Source organism: Amycolatopsis sp. cmx-4-61, from assembly GCF_046548775.1.
Taxonomy (GTDB): Bacteria; Actinomycetota; Actinomycetes; order Mycobacteriales; family Pseudonocardiaceae; genus Amycolatopsis.
In genome coordinates this window covers 1,443,847-1,462,593 of record NZ_JAEBEI010000001.1, presented here as the reverse complement: position 1 = coordinate 1,462,593, position 18,747 = coordinate 1,443,847, and the positions used below count along the sequence as shown (strand labels likewise).

Here is an 18,747-nt window from a genome sequence, read left to right as displayed (position 1 = left end):
TGTCCCTCCCCACCTCGAAAGCAGAACTTTAGCCGCCCCGGGCCAGTTCGTAGAAGGCAACGGCGGCGGCTGTGGCGATGTTCAGTGAATCGACTCCGGCCGGCATGGGTATCCGGACGGCATGATCCGCCGCCGCGAGCGCCGTCTCGGTCAGTCCGGGACCTTCCGCGCCGAACAGCAACGCCACGCGCCCGGGCGCGTGCTCGCGCAGCGCGGGCAGCGGGATCGAGCCCGGCCGCGGGGTGAACGCCGCAACGGTGAACCCGCGCGCCCGGAGGTCGTGGAGGCCGCCCGGCCAGTCCGCCAGGTGCCCGAACGGCACGCGCAGGACGTGGCCCATCGACACGCGCACGCTGCGCCGGTACAGCGGGTCGGAACAGCCGGGGCCGAGCAGCACGCCGCCGACGCCGAGCGCCGCCGCGTTGCGGAACAGCGCGCCGAGGTTTTCGTGGTCCCCCACGCCTTCCAGCACGGCGATCGGCCCGGTGCCGCCGGTCACTTCGGAAACCGTCAGCGGTGCGGGCCGGTCGGCGACGGCGAGGATCCCGCGGTTGAGGTGGAACCCGACGACGTCGGCCATCGTCTCCGCGGAGGCGACGTACTGGGGCACGTCTTCGAATCCGGCCAGGTCACCGGCCAGTTCGGCGAACCGCCGCGACACGCCCAGCAGCGCCCGTACCGGATAGCGGGACGCCAGCAGCCGGGCCACCACGACGGTGCCTTCGGCGATGACGAGCCCCCGTCCGCCGGGCCGGTCGGGCCGACGGTCCGCAGTGGACAGGTCGCGGAAATCGTCGACGCGGGGATCGCCGGAGTGGTCGATGTGGATCACGCCCATCCGGTCAGTCTGTCATCCGCTTGCCGGGTGCTTCACTCGTCCGAACGTCCACCCCCGGGTGGTACGAACGGGGCCATTTTGCTTTCGGTTAACCGCCAGTGACGGAGAGCACCAGTTTGGCCGCTAGCCCGGGTGCATCGGCTGTGTAACGGTTGTCCGCCGGGGCCTGAAACACGTCCTAGTCCACGCCGACACGAAGCAGGGATGGTCATGGGGATGGACCTCGAGGCTCAGTCGTTCAACACGCTGGACCGAGGGAGGTACCGCCGCAAGGTGCAGCGTTGTCTGGACACGCTGGCCCGGATGCTCACCGACGGCAGTTTTTCGTTCCCCCGCAAGAACATCGGCCTCGAAGTCGAGCTGAACCTCGTCGACCGCGAGCTGCGCCCGTCGATGACGAACACCGCGGTGCTGGAGGCGCTCGACGACCCCTCGTTCACCACCGAACTGGGCCAGCACAACATCGAGCTGAACGTCCCGCCGCGGCCGCTGGCCGGCGATTCCGCGCTTCAGCTCGAAGACGACCTGCGCGCCTACCTCGACACCGCGGCGACGAAAGCCCGCGACACCGGGTCGTCGCTGGCGATGATCGGCATCCTGCCGACGCTGAAGCACGAGCACTTCGACCAGAAGTGGCTCACGAACAAGACCCGGTACTCCACGCTGAACGACCAGATCTTCGCCGCGCGCGGCGAGCGCACGGTGCTCGCCATGGAAGGCTCGGGGCTGCCGGGCCAGCAGCCCGAGCGCCTGCGCAGCTACGCGGAGTCGATCCTGCCGGAGGCCGCGTGCACCAGCGTGCAGCTGCACCTGCAGGTCGCGCCCGAGGAGTTCGCCGCGCACTGGAACGCGGCGCAGTGCCTGGCCGGGCTGCAGATCGCCCTCGCGTCGAATTCGCCGTTCCTGCTCGGCAAGGCGCTCTGGCACGAGACGCGGATCCCGCTGTTCCTGCAGGCGACCGACACGCGGCCGGAGGAGCTGAAGAACCAGGGCGTGCGGCCGCGGGTGTGGTTCGGCGAGCGCTGGATCACGTCGATCTTCGACCTGTTCGAGGAGAACGTCCGCTACTTCCCCGGCCTGCTCCCGGAAACCGACGCCGAGGACCCGATCGAGGCGCTCGACGCGGGCCAGGCGCCGAAGCTCACCGAGCTGCGCATGCACAACGGCACGATCTGGCGCTGGAACCGGCCGGTGTACGACGTCGTCGACGGCCTGCCGCACCTGCGCATCGAGAACCGGGTGCTGCCGGCCGGCCCGACGGTGGTCGACACGGTGGCGAACGCCGCCTTCTTCTACGGTGCCCAGCGCGCCCTGGCCGAGGCGGAACGCCCGGTGTGGAGCCAGATGTCGTTCCAGGCCGCCGAGGAAAACCTCTACGCGGGCGCGCGGCGGGGCTTCGACGGGCAGCTGTACTGGCCGGGCATCGGGTGGATCCCGCCGGACGAGCTGGCGCTGCGCGTGCTGCTGCCGCTCGCCCACGAGGGCCTGCGCCGTTCCGACGTGTCCGACGAGGCTCGCGAGCGCTACCTCGGGATCATCGAGCGCCGGTGCCTCGCGCGGCGGACCGGAGCGACCTGGCAGCGTGACTACGTCGTGCGGGCGCAGGACCGCGGGCTGGACCGCGAGGCGGCGCTCAGCCTGATGCTGGGGCGCTACCTCGAGCTGTCGGAGTCCGGCGAGCCGGTGCACACGTGGCCGGTGGCGGACTGAGCTTCCCGCTAGCCTGGGTGGATGCCGAAGATTCTCGGTGAGTCGCTGGAGGCGCACCGGCGTGAGGTGCGGGCCCGGGTCTTCGACGTCCTGCGTGCGCAGCTCTACGAGCGCGGCTTCGACGCGATCACCCTCGCCGGGGTCGCGTCGGCGGCCGGGGTGGGCCGGACGGCGCTGTACAACCACTTCCCGGACAAGGAAAGCCTGCTCGTCGCCTTCGTCGAGGACGAAGCGGCGCAGTACGTCAAGCGGCTGACCGAAGCCGTCGAGGCCCAGGCCGACCCGGTCGACCAGCTGGCCACCTTCGTCCGGCTGCAGCTGCGGGTGCTGGCCGAATACCACATGCCGCCGGGCACGGCCCTCGCGTCGGCGCTGGCGCCCGCGGCGTACCGGCGGATCAGCGCGCACGCGGACCCGATCACCGACCGGCTGCGCGCGATCCTCACCGGCGGTGTCGACCTGGGCCGCTGGCCGGCCGAGGACCCGGACGTCCTGATCCCGATGATCACCGCGGCCCTGGGCAACCGGGCGCTGGTCGACGGGCCCGCCGGCCGGCTCGAAGACGTCGTCGAAGCGGCGGTGCGGTTCGTCCTGCGGGCGGTGGGCGCGACAGTTTAGGGTGGCCTAAGTCCCGATCATGCCCTACGATCTTTCTGACAGCGTGTCAGATCGATCGCCGGGAGGCCTGCCCATGTCGGTGACCACGGACGCCCGCCCGTTCTCGGCGACCCTGCGCGCCTCGACGCTCGAGGTGCACGAGAAGGCGAACTACTCGACGTACATGCGCGCCCTGCTCGGCGGCGAGCTGACGCAGGAGGGCTACGCCCAGCTGGCCGTCCAGTACTACTTCGTCTACGGCGCGATCGAGGCGGCGAGCGACGCGATGGCCGGCGACCCGGTCGGGGGCGAGTTCGTCTTCGACGAGCTGCGCCGGCTGCCGAACCTCGAACGCGACCTGGCCCACCTCGTCGGCCCGAACTGGCGCTCGACGGTCACGCCGCTCGCTTCGACGCAGGCGTACGTGGATCGAGTGCGCGAAGCGTCGACGTGGGCCGGCGGGTACGTGGCGCACCACTACACGCGCTACCTGGGCGACATCGCCGGCGGTCAGGCGATCCGGCGGTTGCTGGAGCGCCAGTACGACCTCGCCGAGGCGGGCGCGCTCTTCTACCACTTCGACGGCATCGGCAGCGCGCCCCGGTTCCGCGATCAGTACCGGGCGAAGCTGGACAACGCGCCCTGGGACGAGGCCGAGCGCGCCCGCGTGATCGACGAGACCGTGGTGGCCTTCGAGTGCAACGTCGCCGTCTTCGACGAGCTGGCGGCCCGGCTGGACGAGTTCCGTGCCTGATCTCACAGGCCGTTGACCTCCAGTTAACTGCAGGTTGCAGGCTCGGTTTCGGGTGCCGGACCCCCGGGTACGCCACCCACGAGCCGGTCATCCCAGGCGGTGATCACGACACGCCCCCGCTCGCCGCGGAGGAGCGTGTGCTACTAGGTTCGGTACCGGAAACTTGTGTCGAAGACAGAAGGAGGGCCAATGGCCCGCTACGAGCTGCCCGATCTCGACTACGACTACGGCGCCCTCGCGCCGCACATCTCCGGCGAGATCAACGAGCTGCACCACAGCAAGCACCACGCGACCTACGTCAAGGGCGCGAACGACACGCTCGACAAGCTCGAAGCCGCCCGCGAAGCGAACGACTTCGGCTCGATCGTCGGCCTGGAGACCACGCTGGCCTTCAACCTGGCCGGCCACGCCAACCACGTCGTGTGGTGGAAGATCCTGTCGCCGGAAGGCGGCGACAAGCCGACCGGCGAGCTGGCCGCGGCGATCGACGAGGCGTTCGGCTCCTTCGACAAGTTCAAGGCGCAGTTCACCGCCGTCTCGACCACGATCCAGGGCAACGGCTGGGGCGCGCTGTCCTGGGACCCGATCGGCAAGACGCTGATCACCCAGCAGCTGCGCGACCACCACAACAACCTGATCCTGCCGACCGTGCCGATCCTGCTGGTCGACGTCTGGGAGCACGCGTTCTACCTGGACTACAAGAACGTGAAGCCGGACTACGTCAAGGCCCTGTGGAACATCTTCAACTGGGCGGAGATCAGCAAGCGCTTCGACAACGCCGTCGCGGGCGGCAACGGCCTGCTGCTCGGCTGAGCCGTTCCTCGTCGAACGGGGTCCTCCTCCCGGAGGGCCCCGTTTTTCGTCGCCGGGTGAAAATCCCTTGACCTCGAGCGCGGTCGAGGTGTTTGAGTGGGCGCATGGACATCGACGCGTACCTGGACCGCCTCGGCGTCGGCCGCCCGGCGGCGCCCGACCTCGCGACGCTGCGCCACCTGCAGGAACGCCACCTGGCCGCGGTGCCGTTCGAGAACCTGAGCAGCCATCTCGGCGAGCCCGTCGTCCTGGACGAGGACGCGCTGTTCGCCAAGATCGTGCACCGCCGGCGGGGCGGGTTCTGCTACGAGCTCAACGGCCTGTTCGCGGCGCTGCTGCGCGCGCTGGGGTACGACGCTTCACTGCACGCGGCGCAGGTGTTCGACGCCGACGGCACGCCGGGTCCGCCCCTCGACCACGCGGCGATCGTGGTTTCCCTGGCGGACGACTGGCTGGTGGACGTCGGTTTCGGCCGGTTCTCCCGGCACCCGTTGCGGCTGTCCGCGGTGGACGCCCAGCCGGACCCGGACGGCGAGTTCCTGGTGCTCGACGCCCCGCACGGCGACTTCGACGTGCTCCTGGACGGCAAGCCGCAGTACCGCCTGGAGCGCCGCCCGCGCCCACTGACCGACTTCGTCCCGATGGCGTGGTGGCAGACGACGTCCCCGGAATCCCACTTCACGCAGTCCCTGACGTGCTCCCGCCCGACCTCCCAGGGCCGGGTGACGTTGTCGGGCGACCGGTTGATCGAGACGGTGGACGGGGTGCGGAACGAGGTCCGCTTGGCGTCCCCGGAGGCGATCCGCACGGCGTACCGCGTGTACTTCGGGATGACGTTGACGAAACTGCCGGTACCACCGGGCGGGAGCCCCTTGACCAGCGGTGCGCCGCAGCCGGACACTGCGCTGACATGAACGGAGCCCCGGCCTGGGGTTTTCCCAGGACCGAGGCTCCGTCCGTTCCCGAACTGACTGCCGCTCCCACCACGAAGCGGACATGCATGAGGTTAGCCTAACCTCATCTGCTCGGGCAAGAGATTCGGCTGGGAGACCCCGATCTCACTCTTGCGGGTGACATCCGGGTCCTGAACGGCCGGTTTCTGTCGGTGGCCGTCGCTACTGTCGCCCTATGAACACGACCCGCTACCACTCGTCAGGCCTTCGCCCGCTTCAGCACTCGCAGCCCGAATCCCCGCTTCACCGGCCACGACACCCCGCCCCGCCGGATCAGCACCAGGGCGCACACCACCGCGGCCACCGCCGAGACCGCCCCGCCGATGTAGAACGGAGACCGCCCGCCGAACTCCTGGGCCATCCACCCGACCATCGGCCCGCCGATCGGGTTCCCCCCGATCAGCACCAGGACGTACAGGCCCATCACGCGTCCCCGCATCTCCGGGCTGACCGACGTCTGCACCAGCGCGTTCGCCGTGTTGAGGAAGGTCATCGTGGCGAAGCCGAGCGGGATCAGGCCGAGGCCGAACGTCAGGTACGTCGGCATGAACGCCGTGAGCAGCTCGAACACGCCGAGGAAGAACGCCGACACCAGCATCAGCCGCACCCGCGGACGTCCCTTGGTGCCGCGGCGGGCGGACATCAGCGCGCCAGTGAACGTGCCGACCGCGACCAGCGTCGAGAGCAGGCCGTAGCCGTCGGCCGCGGTGTGGAAGACGTTCGCCGCGACGATCGGGAGCGAGCTGAAGTACGTGATGCCGAACGTGCTGACGAAGAGCACGAGCACCATCACCGTCATCAGGTCCGACCGGCGGCGGACGTACCGCAGGCCCTCGGCCAGCTGGCCCTTCTCGCGCGGCACGGCCGCGACGCGGAACAGCTTGTCCGGGTTCATCAGGATCAGCCCGGTGATCACCGCGACCGTGCTCAGCGCGTTCGCGATGAAGAGCCAGCCGGTGCCGATCCAGGTGATCGCGAACCCGGCGATCGCCGGGCCGACGATCCGCGCCATGTTGAAGATCGAGGAGTTGAGCGCGACGGCGTTGGCCACCTGGTCGCGGCCCACCATCTCGGCGACGAACGACTGCCGCGTCGGGACTTCCAGCGCCGCCGTCACGCCGAGCGTGAAGCACAGGACGTAGACGTGCCACAACGCGGCGATCCCGCTCAGGTCGAGCACGCCGAGGAGCACGGCCTGCGAACACGCCGCCACCTGGATCCAGGTGAGCAGCCGCCGCTTGTCGACGCGGTCGGCGAGGACACCGGCCCACAGTGAGAGGAAGAGCGTCGGCGTGAACTGCAGCGCGACCGCGACCCCGAGGGCGATCGGGTTGTTGCCGCTGAGGGTGAACACCAGCCAGTCCTGGGCGATGCGCTGCATCCAGGTGCCGATGTTCGAGATGACCTGGCCGGTGAAGAACAGCCGGTAGTTGCGGACGCGCAGCGAGGCGAACATGCTGCCGCGCTTGGCTTCGGAAGGGGGTGACGCCGACGGCGGTGAGGCCGTTTCCCGGGTAGCAGTGGTCTGGATCGAACGCTTGGTTTCGCTACCCGTGGTCGTCACCGTGGTTAGTTCCCCGCCATCCTGTCGATGATTTCGGCGGCTTTCGAGAGCACTTCCCGCTCTTCGTCGCCGAGTTCCGCCAATTGCCGGTCCAGCCAGGCCTCCCGCACGGAGATGGCCTTGAGCACGTACGCCAGCCCGCTCTCGGAGAGCTCGACGATGGCTTGCCTGCCATCGGTCGGGTGCGGGCGCCGCTCGACGAACCCCAGCTCCTCGAGCGCGGCGATCACCCTCGTCATCGAAGGTGGCTGGACGCCTTCCTTCGCGGCGAGCTGACCCGGGGTCAGCGCACCGCACTTGTGCAAGGTGGACAGCGCCGCGACCTGCGTCAAACTGAGGTCGCCCCCGACGCGCTGGGCCCGCAGCCGGCGGTTGAGCCGGACCACCGCGAGACGCAGCCGGCTCGCCAACGAGCGTTCGTGCGTGTCGCCGGACATATAGTTAGCATACCTTACGAAACTTCCGCCGCACGGGTGATCTCGGTCAACCGGCAACCCGGACCGGGCCCGCACGTCCTCACCAGGGGCACAACCTGGGGAGCGGGATGAACAAGAAGCTGGTGGGCACGGCCGTGGTCGGCGTAGCGGCCCTGGCAATCGTGGTGGCGCAGTTCGCAAGTGGCGGTGAGGACGCACCCGCGGCCGCACCGTCGCCGTCGCCATCGGTGACGCCCACGCCCACGCCCCGCATCGAGGTGGGGCACCTCGAGGTCTACCGGTTCCCGGAGTCGGCCGGCGGCCGCGGGTCGGCCATCTCGATCCCGGTACCGGCTTGGCCGTCGGACCACGCCGGGGACCACGCGACCTACACCGACCCGACCGGGCGCTTCGTCCTCGAGACCGACCGCGTACCGCTCGAGCAGGAGGATCCGCTGAGCGGACTGAAAGCCCTGGCGAAGACGAACCGCGACCCGGGTTACCGGCTGACCTCCTTCGCCGAGCACGGCCAGATCGACTCCTACGACGCCGCCGAATGGGACTTCACCTACCAGCGGCAGGGCGAACCGCGGCAGGTCCGGGAGGTCGGCCTCGGCGTCGGGGAGGTGCTGATCACCATCCGCTACGACGCTCCGCAGGCCGGCTTCTCCGAGAACCTGTCCGTCCTGACCGAGGCGCTCAAGGCCTCCGACGCCGGCTGATCAGCGGAACGCCGCCTGGATCGGCCCGACCGCGAAGTACGCCACGAAGGCCAGCGCGATGACCCACATCAGCGGGTGCACCTGGCGGGCCTTGCCGGTGGCCGCGCGGATCACGACGTAGCTGACGAACCCGGCGCCGATGCCGTTGGCGATCGAGTACGTGAACGGCATGACGACGATGGTCAGGAAGGCCGGCAACGCGATCGAGTAGTCGGTGAAGTCGATGTCGCGGACCTGCGCCATCAGCATCGCGCCGACGACGACCAGCGCGGGCGCGGCCGCCTCGACCGGCACGACCTGGTAGAGCGGGGTCAGGAACATCGCGGCGATGAACAGGACGCCGGTGACGACGTTCGCCAGCCCCGTCCGCGCGCCTTCGGCGATCCCCGACGCCGACTCGACGAACACCGTGTTCGAGCTGGCCGAGCCGAACCCGCCGGCCGCGCCCGCGAGGCCCTCGACGAACAGCGCCTTGCCGACGTTGGGCAGCTGGCCGTCCGCCGGCAGCAGGTCGGCCTCCTTCGCCAGGCCGGTCATGGTGCCCATCGCGTCGAAGAAGTCGGCCAGGACCAGCGTGAACACCAGCAGGCAGACGGTGATGATCGGCAGCCGCGTCCAGGCGCCGAACGAGACGTCGCCGACCAGCGAGAGGCTCGGCAGGCCGACGACCTGGTCGGGCAGCGCCGGGTAGCCGAGGTTCCAGCCCTTCGGGTTCGTGCCCTGCGACGGCCCGGCCTTGACGATCGCCTCGACGACGATGGCCAGCACGGTCGAGGTCAGCACACCGATCAGGATCGCGCCCTTGACCTTGCGGACGACCAGGATGCCGGTGACCAGGAGGCCGACGACGAACACCGCGGTCGGCCAGGAGGCGATCGACCCGCCGATGCCCAAGCCCACCGGGACGGTCGTGTGCGCGGCGTCCGGCAGCCGCCGCACGAACCCGGCGTCGACCAGGCCGATCAGGCAGATGAACACGCCGATGCCGACCGCGATCGCGGACTTCAGCGAGGCGGGCACCGCCCGGAACACCGCGGTCCGGAACCCGGTGAGCACCAGCAGGACGATGATCACGCCCTCGATGACGACCAGGCCCATGGCCTCCGGCCAGGTCATCTGCGGGGCGATGGTGACCGCGACCAGGCTGTTGATGCCGAGGCCGGTCGCGATGGCGAACGGGTAGTTCGCGACCAGGCCCATGAGGATGGTCATGACGCCGGCGACGAGCGCGGTCACCGCGGCGACCTGCGGCACCGGCAGGATGCCGCCGAGGACGTCCTTGTGCGCGCCCGCGTCGTCGGCCGAGAAGCTGCCGATGATCAGCGGGTTCAGCACTACGATGTAGGCCATCGTCACGAAGGTGACCAGACCGCCGCGCAGCTCGCGCGGCACGGTGGACCCCCGCTCGGTGATCTTGAAGAACCGGTCCAGTGTGGACGTCCCGGTGCGGGTCGTCTCCTGCTCCGCCATTCGCCTGCCCATTCTCTCGCTGCTGCGGAGTACCCTGCACCTCGTGAGTGAACCGATCAATCCACCGGAGGTTACGGGCTCGTTGCGGCACACGCCGGAGCTGCCCAAGAAGCTGACCGACCTGACGCCGGTGGTGATCGTAGGCACCTCGATCTGGGCTGTCGCGCTGGTGGTGCTCTTCTTCACGACTTCGGGGCTGTGGGTGCAGACGGCGCTGTCCGGTTTCGCGCTCGGCTTCGTCGGCATGGCCATCATCGCCTGGCAGCGCGCCGCCGCCCGCCGCGGGTCGAAGTCGGCCCAGCGGCTCTAGGGGTCACTCCTGCGAGGCGCTTCGCGCCCTTGCCTAGTTCAGCAGGGTCCGCGGCGACGGGTCGTCGAGCAGCGCGGTGATCAGGTGCCGGTCCGGCCAGCGCCCGGCCGCCCAGGCGAACGCGCGCGCCAGGCCCTCCGACGTGTCGGCCGCGTGCAGCCGGTCGTCGGACCACCACTGGACGTCGTGCTCGGCGCCCTCGACGCGCACGGTGAGCGGGTCGTGCACCAGGACGCCGCCGTCCGGGAGCCGGATGCCGAGCTGGTCCGCGACGAGCTTCAGCGCGGGGAGCTCGGCCCAGGGCGCGTACTCGCCTTCGCTGACGACCCGTGCCTCCTCGGTGCTCGCGAGCGGCAGGTCGAGCAGGTCCGCGAGCCGCTCCGGGTCCTCGGGAGCGACCACGTACCGATCGGGCTCGAGCGCCCCGGCCACCCACGGCACGTCCAGGACGACGGCGTCGTCCACAACGGACCCGTCGGCGGCCCGCACGGCCCGCGGCGCACTCGGCTCCACACCGGACTCGACGACGGCGGCGTAGGCGCGGGTGGTCAGCCCGGGTGAGACCACGCGGTCCGGGTCGGCCAGCCGGTCGAGGAGGTCCCGTGCTTCGTCCACACCGGACAAGCTCAGGTCTTTGCGCACCCCCGCGATTTCGAGCAGTTCTTCGCCGAGACTGACGTCGGGGACCTCGTCGAAGAGCCCGGCCAGGTCGGCGTCCGGCAGCCGCCACTCGTTCGGCGCGGCCCCTTCGAGCACGGCGTACTGGGCGATCCACCAGGCGGCGTGCCCGTGCGGCGCGCGGAGGGCGTGCCAGGTCTCGGGTCGCGCGGCGAGCAACCTCATGGCCGCGGGCCACGCGTCGTCGGCGACGAGGTCGAGGTCCCGGATCGCGACGAGCGTCGACGGCGGTTCCGGCAGGGAGTCCCACCAGGTTTCTTCGTCGGGCAGGTCGTGGTCGGGTTCGAACGGCTCGTCGTCGACGACCACGGCGAAGGAGTCGAGCACGCCGGCGGCCTCGAGGGTGCTCTGCGGCCAGTCCCCGGCGAAGTCCTCGTCCAGGACGTCCAGCGCGCCGTCTTCCTCGAAGACCTCTTCGTCGAAGATGTCGAGCAGCGGCGACGCCGGGAGCACGAGTTCGTCGGCGCGGCGCCAGGTGTCGGTGCCCGGCAGCGCGAGCGCGCCGACCCAGCGCGGGGCGTCGTCCCCGCAGTCGGCGATCAGCCGCAGCACCGCGCCGGCGAGCGTCGTACCGTCCAACCCGGACCGGACGTCCTCGACACTGCGCTCCACGGCGTCACGCAGCTGGTCGGCGTTGAGCAGCTCGCGGGCGTCGGCGTGCTTGGCGCCCAGGCGTTCCAGGAGCGGGTGCGACGCCGCGGGGTGCACCAGCCGCAGGCCCGGAATGTCCACATCGGACAGGAGGTCGAGCAGTTCGGCCGAGCCTTCGACGAGCAGGCAGCCACGGGCGCCCGGCAGCGTCCGGCCGTCCGAGAGGGGAACCGGCAGCCCGTCGAGCCGGTCCGCGGCGAGCACGTGCGACTCGACAGCGATCGTCAGTGCCGCGTAGACCTCCCGCCACCAGCCCGGATCGCGAGTGACACCGGTCAGCGTTTCCAGCACCTCTTCGATGCCGATTACCTGCCCCGCAACGGACTTGATGACCTGCGTGGGCCCTTCGACCAGACCGGGCACGAGATCGACGAGGAGCGCGGACAGCCCGGGCACGTCGACGTCCAGCACCCGGGCCCGCCGACCGGCGACCTCGCCGCCATCCTTTGTGGATACCCAGGGTTCCACGCCGAGCGCCGCCAGGACTTCGTCGCGCAGCTTGTTGTCCACAGTCGACTTCGGAAACCCGGGCACCGGAACGAGCGCGAACCGCTGCTCGGGCGGCAGCAGCCGCACGAGCCCGACGTACTCCTTCGCCGCCACCTCGAGTGCCTGCGCCAGTTCCGGACCGGGCAGCGCCCGGCGGCGCGACGGTTCGACCGGAACGGAGGCGATCAACCGGGCGGGCAGTGAAAGGCCGTCATCGGTCGGCGTCGGGGCGCGCAGAACGTCCTCTTCGAGCGGCCGCGGCGTGCCGTCGGCGTCGACCGGGACGGCCCACACGACGTCACCGCGGTGCGTCAGCCAGCGCGTTTCCGTTTCCGGGCCGCGGATGGCGACGACGTCACCGTCGGTTTCCCGGGTCCAAACGCGACCGTCGACGTCGAATTCCGCGAGCCAGGGCAGGGCGAGCAGCAGATCGGCGACGTCCCGGGCGAGCTCGTCGAGCAGCGCCCGCCCGTCGACGCCGTCCCGCAGCGGCAGCCGCACTTCGGTGTCGAAGCCGGCCGGCACGTCGGCGGGTACGGGCCAGGGCAGCCGCAGGACGGGAACGTCGCCGTCGATCCCCGCGGCGAGCCGGGTGCGCTCGGCGGAGAAGGCAACCCCACCGGTGGCGGAGACGACGACGGGTTCATCGGAGACGGTCCGCACGGCGGCGAACCCGACCCCGAAGCGCCCGACGGTGTCACCGGATTTCCCGGACGCCCGCAGCGACGCGAGCGAGGCCACCCCCCGCGCGTCGAGCGGAGCGCCGGTGTTGGCGAACCGGAGTTCGGAGTCCACAAGGGACACCCGAACCCGCCCGGGCCTGCCCGCGGCCATGGCGGCATCGGCGGCGTTCTGCGCGAGCTCGACGAAGAGCCGGTCCCGGTAGGCGCCGACCCGCAGGTCCCGTTCGACGTTGGTGTCTTCGGTGAGCCGGGTGGGCGAGTCCCGCCAGGAGCGCAGGGTGGCCTCACGGAGCCGGGCGGTCCCGAAGGGATCGCCCGGCTGAGGGGTGTCGCCGATCACCGTTCGGGAGCGCGGTCGACCTGGGCTTGCGCCTCATCCGCGGCTTCCGGGCTCCCCGCCGGGGCGACCGGAAGGTCGGTAGCGTCGGTGACTTCGGCCGGAGTCGGCTCGGCCTCGGCAGGCCCCGCCACCGCGGCCGGTTCCTCACCACCACCGGAGAACGGCTCGGCGACCTCGGCCGGGACCGGATCCACCTCAGCGGCATCCGACTCCGCAGCCACCGGGATTTCCCCCGCCGGAGTTGATTCCTCGCCACCGCCCGCGAGCGAGTCGGCGACCTCGACCGGAACCGGATCCACCTCAGCCGCATCCGACTCCGCAGCCACCGGAATCCCCTCAGCCGAAGCTGACTCCTCGCCACCGCCCGCCAACGAATCGGCGACCTCGACCGGAACCGGATCCACCTCAGCCGCATCCGACTCCGCAGCCACCGGGATTTCCCCCGCCTCCGACTCAGCCGGTGTTTCCTTCGGCTCCAGCGGGGCGGGCAGCACGGTCGCGTCGGTGACCTCGGCCTGAGTCGGCTCGGCTTCCGCGGGCTCCGGCACCTCGGCCACCACCGGCTCGGCAACCTCATCGGCCACCGGAGCTCCGCCCGGCTCGGTCCCCTCGACTGGCGCAGGCGCGGCACCTTCATCGGCCGCCTCCGGTGCCACCGGTTCGGCCGCGCTCTCGGTCTCCAGCTCGACCGGCTCAGCCGCACCTTCGGGCTCGGTCGGCTCGGCGACCGGTCCGGTCGCCTCCACCGGCGCCGGCTCAGCCGCACCCTCGCCCGGCTCGGCCACCTCTTGGGCCACCGCCGCTTCGCCCGGCTCGGAATCCTCCTCAGCCACGACCGGCGCCGATGGCTCAGCCACCCCCGCTGCAGCCTGATCGGCCGTCTGGGAAGTCACCGGCTCGGCCACGGGGGCCTCCGAAACCACCGGCTCGGCCACCGCGGTCTCCGGAGTCACCGGCTCAGCCTCCGCGCCCTCGGGCGCCGCGGTCTCCGCCGAGTCAGCCTCCGGCCCGGCCGCACCCCCGGCCACCGGCTCAGCCGCCGCGTCCGCCGACGACACGTCCGCCTCCGCGACCACCGGCTCGGCCGCCACCAACTCCGGCTCGACCTCCGCCGACGACACGTCCGACTCCGCCACCGCCGTCACCGGCTCGGCCGCCGGTGTCTCCACCACCTCCGGGGCCGGCGCGAAGTCCAACAACGAGTCGTCGTACACCAGCTCGGCCACCGGGATCGAGGATGTCACCTCGACCTCGACTTCGGAGTGCGCTCCGCAGCCGTACTCCACGTCCACCACGTGGCCGTCCGCCGGGGCGATGTCGTTGCTGCACACCCCGAACGCGCCGCGCAGCGAGCCCGCCAGCGGCACGAAGAACCCGCACGTCCCGCACACGTCCGGCGCGCTGCGGGCCATGTCCGAACGCGGGCCGAACTCGCCCGCGTGCCAGCGGCTCGCCGCCTCGGTGCGGCCGAAGCGGGACAGCACGTGGATGCGGCCCAGGCCCACCTCGTGGGCGGCCTCCTCCACCGCCGGGTCGTCCGACTGGACGTACGCCGGGGCCAGGCGGGGGTCGTTCTCCTGCGTCGGGAAGATGTCGCCCACACCCAGGTCGCCCGCGCGGACGCGGCGCTCCCACGGCACCCACGCCGGTGCCACCAGCGCCGACGGGCCCGGCACCAGGACGACCTCACTGACCGTCACCGGCTCGTCGTCGCCCGCCAAGGCGACCGTCACCGACCAGCGCCAGCCTCCGTAGCCCGGGACCTGGGCCTCGAACAGGTGACTCGCCGTGACCGCGTCCTCGCGGGTGACCCCCACGTGCGCGCCGAGCTGCTCCTCGGGTGCGTCCTCCAGCACCGCAGCTCGCGCGAACTCCACCGCATCGGCGAGTTTGCGCTGCACGGAACCGTCGTCCAGGGTCAGCAGCAAAGTCATGCGGCCAATTGTGCCGCACGCATCCGCGGCGCCCGTGCCAGGCTGTTCATCGTGCGCACGCCGATCGTCACCGTCCTGCTGCTGGCCGCCGCGCTCGGCGGCTGCGCCGGTGCCCAAGAACAACCCGCCGGCCCCGAACGGCTCACCGTCCAGGTGCTCGGGACCCTGCCGCACGACCCCGCCGCGTTCACCGAGGGCCTCGAGTTCGCCGGCGACACGCTGTACGAGAGCACCGGGCTCGCCGGGAAGTCCACCCTCACCGCGGGTCCGGCGGGCGGGCCGCCCCGGGTCACCGCCACCCTGCCGTCGCCGCTGTTCGGCGAAGGCGTCACCGTCCTCGGGCCGACGCTGTGGCAGCTCACCTGGCAGGACGGCTTCGCCATCGAACGCGACGCCGGTACCCTCGCCGAGCTGCGGCGCGTCCCGTTCCAGGGCGAAGGCTGGGGCCTGTGCCACCAGGCCGACGGGCGCCTGGTGATGAGCAACGGCTCCTCTCGCCTGACCTTCCGGGACCCGAAGACCTTCGCCGTCACCGGGAGCGTCGACGTCGGCCGCGACCAGCTCAACGAGCTGGAATGCGTCGGCGGCGACGTCTACGCAAACGTTTGGCACACCGACACCGTGCTGCGGATCGACGCCGCGACCGGACGCGTCACCGGCACCATCGACGCAGGTCAGCTGCGCGCGAAAGCGAACGCGACCGGCGCCGAGGACGTGCTCAACGGGATCGCCGCCGTCCCGGGCACCGGCGATTTCCTGCTCACCGGGAAGCAGTGGCCGGTCACGTTCCGGGTGAGGTTCGTCCCGGCTCCGGCGTGAAAGCACGGATGAGCAGGCGGAACCGGCCCCCGGTAAGGCAGGATTGACACGTGGCACTCTTCGGCTCCCGCTCCGACGGCACCCCGCCGGGGCAGCCGCGCGGCCGGAAGTCCAAGCGGCGCTGGACGCCGGAGCCCGGCGCCGCGCAGGCGCGGGACTGGCGGGACGCGGCCGCGCCCCGCGCCGCGCACGGAAGCCCGCCGCCCCCCACCCGCGTCGCCCCGCAGCCGGGCCGCGCCGAGCCGCCCACCCGCGCCGAACGGCCCGCGCCGCCGCGCGCCGGCCGTCCCCAAGACGCCGGTCGCCGGACCCCGGAAGACAACGGTCGCCGGGCCCCGGAGGAGGCCGGACGCTGGACGCCGGACGCGAACGAGGCACCCACCGCCGCCACCCGCCGGCCGCCGCCACCGCGCGGTGCCCGGCCGTATGACCCGCACCGCACCGAGCCGGTGCGCCGCGAGCCGCCCGGCAGTGGCTTCTACCAGGGTGAACGCCACCCCGGCAGCGGCGAGTACGAGCACTACGACACCGGCGGTTACGCGGGCGAGCCGCGGCCGCCGGAGCCCGAGGAGCCGCCGCGCGAAGAGCCGCGGACGCCGGGCGGCGCGCCGAAGCTGCCGAAGAAGATCACCGTCACCCGGGTGGCGGCGATGCGCAGCCGGCAGCTGACCGGCCAGGCCGTCGACGCCTTCCAGCGCGCAACGAAGGCCGACGGCGCCGAGAAGTCCGGCCTCACCTCGCTGACCTACGCCGTGATGCTGAACTACGCCAGCGACGCGGCGATGGCGATCGCGCTGGCCAACACGCTCTTCTTCGCCGCGACCAGCGGCGAGAGCAAGGGCAAGGTGGCGCTCTACCTGCTCATCACGATCGCGCCGTTCGCGCTGGTCGCGCCGGTGATCGGGCCCGCGCTCGACAAGGTGCAGCGCGGCCGACGGCTGGCGATGTGCGCGTCTTCGGTCGGCCAGGGCCTGATGGCCGTCGTGATGGCGCTGCACTTCGACGACTGGCTGCTGTACCCGGCCGCGCTCGGGATGATGGTGCTGTCGAAGTCGTTCACCGTGCTCAAGGCCGCGGTGACGCCGCGGGTGCTGCCCTCGGAGATCACGCTCTCCAAGACCAACGCGCGCCTGACCACGTTCGGGCTGGTCGCCGCGGGCGTCTTCGGCGCGCTGGCCAGCGGGGTCAACGCGATCACCGGCTCCGCGGGCGCGTTGTGGTTCACGGCGCTGATCTGCGTCGCCGCGGCCGTGCAGTCCATGCGGATCCCGGCTTGGGTGGAGGCGACCGAGGGCGAGGTGCCGACGTCGCTTTCGGCGCACCCGAAGGAGAAGAAGCGCCGCCAGCCGATGGGCCGGCACATCGTCGTCGCGCTGTGGGGCAACGGCTCGGTGCGCGTGCTCACCGGCTTCCTCATGATGTTCGCCGCGTTCGCCGTCAAGGCGCAGACCGAGGGCAGCGGGCAGACGCCGTTCATGCAGCTGCTGCTGCTCGGGGTGATCGGCGCCGCGGCGGGCGCCGGTGGGTTCCTCGGCAACGCGCTGGGCTCGCGCCTGCACTTCGGGAGCCCCGATCAGGTGATCGTCGGGTGCGTGGCGGGCTGCGTACTGGCCGCGCTGGTCGCGACGATCCTGCCCGGGCTGGCCACGGCCGCGATCGTCGGCCTGATCGGCGCGACGGCCAGCGCGCTGGCGAAGATCAGCCTCGACGCCGTCATCCAGGAGGACCTGCCCGAGGAGTCGCGCGCCTCGGCGTTCGGCCGCTCGGAAACCGTGCTGCAGCTGGCCTGGTGCGTCGGCGGCGCGGTCGGCCTGCTGCTGCCGCCGACGTACTGGATCGGGTTCCTCGTGATCACGATCGTGCTGGCGGTCGGCCTGGCCCAGACGTACCTGGTGCGCCGCGGCGGCTCGCTCGTGCCGGGCCTCGGCGGCGACCGGCCGCTGCGCCCCGAGCCGACCGGGAGCTTCCCGGCCCAGGGCCTGCCCAGGGACCCCGCGCCCCGCCGGTAGGCTCCTCAGCCATGCGACGTTCCCGGGTGGTGGCCCTGCTTGCGGCCGGTGGGTTCGCGGTGGCCGGCTGCTCGGCCCCCGGCCCGGCCGAGGTCACCTTCTACGCCGACGGCCACACCATCAACACCACACCGGTGCTCAGCTGCGACTATTCGCAGAAGCTCGCGCAGCCGTGCAGCGCCAAGGGCGACACGCGGACGCTGAAGGTCCGCCCGGGCAAGCCCGTGCAGATCTCGGTACCCGGCGAGGTCGCCGACTCGCCGTGGCAGATCGTCTTCGAGTACGTCACCCCGCGGGGCGAGTTCAAGCAGAGCGACCCGATCCCGTTCACCTCGCTGGACCGCTACGCCTACACGGTGACGCCGCCGACGCCCGCCGACCGCATTTCCGCGGTGGACGTGCAGAAGTACACGGCCGTGCTGAACGCGGAAACCGGCGAGTCGGGCCTGCTGCCCAGCGACGTCTGGGGCCTGCGCCTGGAGGCTTAGGGGTCGCGTTAGGGATCGCTTCAGGGATCCAGGTCCCGGGCGACCGCGCGCATGATCTCGCCGATCTGCTTGGTGTGCTTGCGGTCCGGGTAGCGGTTGCGCCGCAGGTCCGGCTGCACCTTGAGCTCGAGCAGCTTGATCATGTCCTCGATCAGGCCGTGCAGCTCCTCGGCCGGGCGGCGACGCGCTTCGGCGACGGACGGCGGCGGGTCGAGCAGCCGGACGGAGAGCGCTTGCGGCCCACGGCGGCCGTCGGCGACGCCGAATTCGAGCCGCTGTCCGGCCTTGAGCCCCTCGACGCCCTGCGGCAGCGCGGCCTTGCGGATGTAGACGTCGGCGCCACCGTCCTGCGTGACGAACCCGAACCCCTTCTCCGCGTCGTACCACTTGACCTTGCCGGTCGGCACTTCCCTCACCAGTCCTTCTGCTGTCCGCTCACGACTAACGCGCCCGGGGCGTACCCAGGGCGCGCTGGGTAAAGGGTATCTCGCCACAGGCCCTGGGGAGAA

The 18,747-nt window shown here is 71.4% G+C and carries 17 protein-coding genes; 10 read left to right on the top strand and 7 right to left on the bottom strand.

Going from position 1 to position 18,747, the window contains the following annotated elements:
- Positions 1-28: 28 nt before the first annotated feature.
- Positions 29-838, bottom strand: a complete 810-nt coding sequence (locus tag ACLJOU_RS07205; RefSeq protein WP_410564302.1) for a TrmH family RNA methyltransferase — start codon at positions 836-838, stop codon at positions 29-31.
- Between the two features lie 210 nt (positions 839-1,048).
- On the opposite strand from ACLJOU_RS07205, the gene ACLJOU_RS07200 reads away from it, so the two are divergent.
- From ACLJOU_RS07200 to ACLJOU_RS07180, 5 genes are all read left to right on the top strand, one after another.
- Positions 1,049-2,548 (top strand): glutamate-cysteine ligase family protein, encoded by a 1,500-nt coding sequence (locus ACLJOU_RS07200; RefSeq protein WP_410564300.1) that lies wholly within the window; start codon positions 1,049-1,051, stop codon positions 2,546-2,548.
- Positions 2,549-2,569: 21 nt separating this feature from the next.
- Positions 2,570-3,166: a TetR/AcrR family transcriptional regulator gene (locus tag ACLJOU_RS07195; protein WP_410564299.1), complete on the top strand. Its 597-nt coding sequence runs from the start codon at positions 2,570-2,572 to the stop codon at positions 3,164-3,166.
- A 73-nt stretch (positions 3,167-3,239) separates the two neighbouring features.
- Positions 3,240-3,899, top strand: a complete 660-nt coding sequence (locus ACLJOU_RS07190; RefSeq protein ID WP_410564297.1) for a heme oxygenase (biliverdin-producing) — start codon at positions 3,240-3,242, stop codon at positions 3,897-3,899.
- 189 nt (positions 3,900-4,088) lie between these two features.
- Positions 4,089-4,712: a superoxide dismutase gene (locus tag ACLJOU_RS07185; RefSeq protein ID WP_003088226.1), complete on the top strand. Its 624-nt coding sequence runs from the start codon at positions 4,089-4,091 to the stop codon at positions 4,710-4,712.
- 104 nt (positions 4,713-4,816) lie between these two features.
- Positions 4,817-5,626 (top strand): arylamine N-acetyltransferase family protein, encoded by an 810-nt coding sequence (locus ACLJOU_RS07180; RefSeq protein WP_410564294.1) that lies wholly within the window; start codon positions 4,817-4,819, stop codon positions 5,624-5,626.
- A gap of 238 nt (positions 5,627-5,864) precedes the next feature.
- On the opposite strand, the gene ACLJOU_RS07175 is transcribed toward ACLJOU_RS07180, so the two are convergent.
- Positions 5,865-7,121, bottom strand: a complete 1,257-nt coding sequence (locus tag ACLJOU_RS07175) for an MFS transporter (RefSeq protein WP_410564774.1) — start codon at positions 7,119-7,121, stop codon at positions 5,865-5,867.
- Between the two features lie 113 nt (positions 7,122-7,234).
- On the bottom strand, positions 7,235-7,666 hold the full coding sequence (locus ACLJOU_RS07170; protein ID WP_410564292.1) for a MarR family winged helix-turn-helix transcriptional regulator: 432 nt from the start codon (positions 7,664-7,666) through the stop codon (positions 7,235-7,237).
- A 107-nt stretch (positions 7,667-7,773) separates the two neighbouring features.
- On the opposite strand from ACLJOU_RS07170, the gene ACLJOU_RS07165 reads away from it, so the two are divergent.
- Positions 7,774-8,367, top strand: a complete 594-nt coding sequence (locus ACLJOU_RS07165; RefSeq protein ID WP_410564291.1) for a hypothetical protein — start codon at positions 7,774-7,776, stop codon at positions 8,365-8,367.
- On the opposite strand, the gene ACLJOU_RS07160 is transcribed toward ACLJOU_RS07165, so the two are convergent.
- Positions 8,368-9,837, bottom strand: a complete 1,470-nt coding sequence (locus tag ACLJOU_RS07160) for an NCS2 family permease (RefSeq protein ID WP_410564772.1) — start codon at positions 9,835-9,837, stop codon at positions 8,368-8,370.
- Between the two features lie 82 nt (positions 9,838-9,919).
- On the opposite strand from ACLJOU_RS07160, the gene ACLJOU_RS07155 reads away from it, so the two are divergent.
- Positions 9,920-10,147: a DUF2530 domain-containing protein gene (locus tag ACLJOU_RS07155; RefSeq protein ID WP_410564771.1), complete on the top strand. Its 228-nt coding sequence runs from the start codon at positions 9,920-9,922 to the stop codon at positions 10,145-10,147.
- A 33-nt stretch (positions 10,148-10,180) separates the two neighbouring features.
- On the opposite strand, the gene ACLJOU_RS07150 is transcribed toward ACLJOU_RS07155, so the two are convergent.
- Both ACLJOU_RS07150 and ACLJOU_RS07145 read right to left on the bottom strand, forming a co-directional pair.
- A complete protein-coding gene (locus ACLJOU_RS07150) occupies positions 10,181-12,988 on the bottom strand; it encodes a sacsin N-terminal ATP-binding-like domain-containing protein (RefSeq protein ID WP_410564290.1) in 2,808 nt (935 codons plus the stop codon).
- Positions 12,985-14,922, bottom strand: coding sequence for a DUF3027 domain-containing protein (locus tag ACLJOU_RS07145; RefSeq protein ID WP_410564289.1), 1,938 nt, complete (start codon positions 14,920-14,922; stop codon positions 12,985-12,987). The genes ACLJOU_RS07150 and ACLJOU_RS07145 overlap by 4 nt, the downstream gene beginning before the upstream one ends.
- A 51-nt stretch (positions 14,923-14,973) precedes the next feature.
- Between ACLJOU_RS07145 and ACLJOU_RS07140 the strand changes: the two genes are divergently transcribed.
- From ACLJOU_RS07140 to ACLJOU_RS07130, 3 genes are read left to right on the top strand one after another with little or no spacing between them, the layout of a single operon-like run.
- Complete coding sequence (locus ACLJOU_RS07140) at positions 14,974-15,741, top strand: glutaminyl-peptide cyclotransferase (protein WP_410564287.1); 768 nt, start codon at positions 14,974-14,976, stop codon at positions 15,739-15,741.
- A 50-nt stretch (positions 15,742-15,791) separates the two neighbouring features.
- A complete protein-coding gene (locus ACLJOU_RS07135; protein ID WP_410564286.1) occupies positions 15,792-17,750 on the top strand; it encodes an MFS transporter in 1,959 nt (652 codons plus the stop codon).
- Between the two features lie 11 nt (positions 17,751-17,761).
- Positions 17,762-18,238, top strand: a complete 477-nt coding sequence (locus ACLJOU_RS07130; RefSeq protein WP_410564284.1) for a DUF2771 family protein — start codon at positions 17,762-17,764, stop codon at positions 18,236-18,238.
- Positions 18,239-18,258: 20 nt separating this feature from the next.
- Here ACLJOU_RS07130 and ACLJOU_RS07125 read toward each other — a convergent pair whose 3' ends face one another.
- The gene (locus ACLJOU_RS07125; RefSeq protein ID WP_086861937.1) at positions 18,259-18,645 is read right to left on the bottom strand and encodes a cold-shock protein; all 387 of its coding nucleotides are present in this window, start codon (positions 18,643-18,645) and stop codon (positions 18,259-18,261) included.
- Between the last annotated feature and the right edge of the window lie 102 nt (positions 18,646-18,747).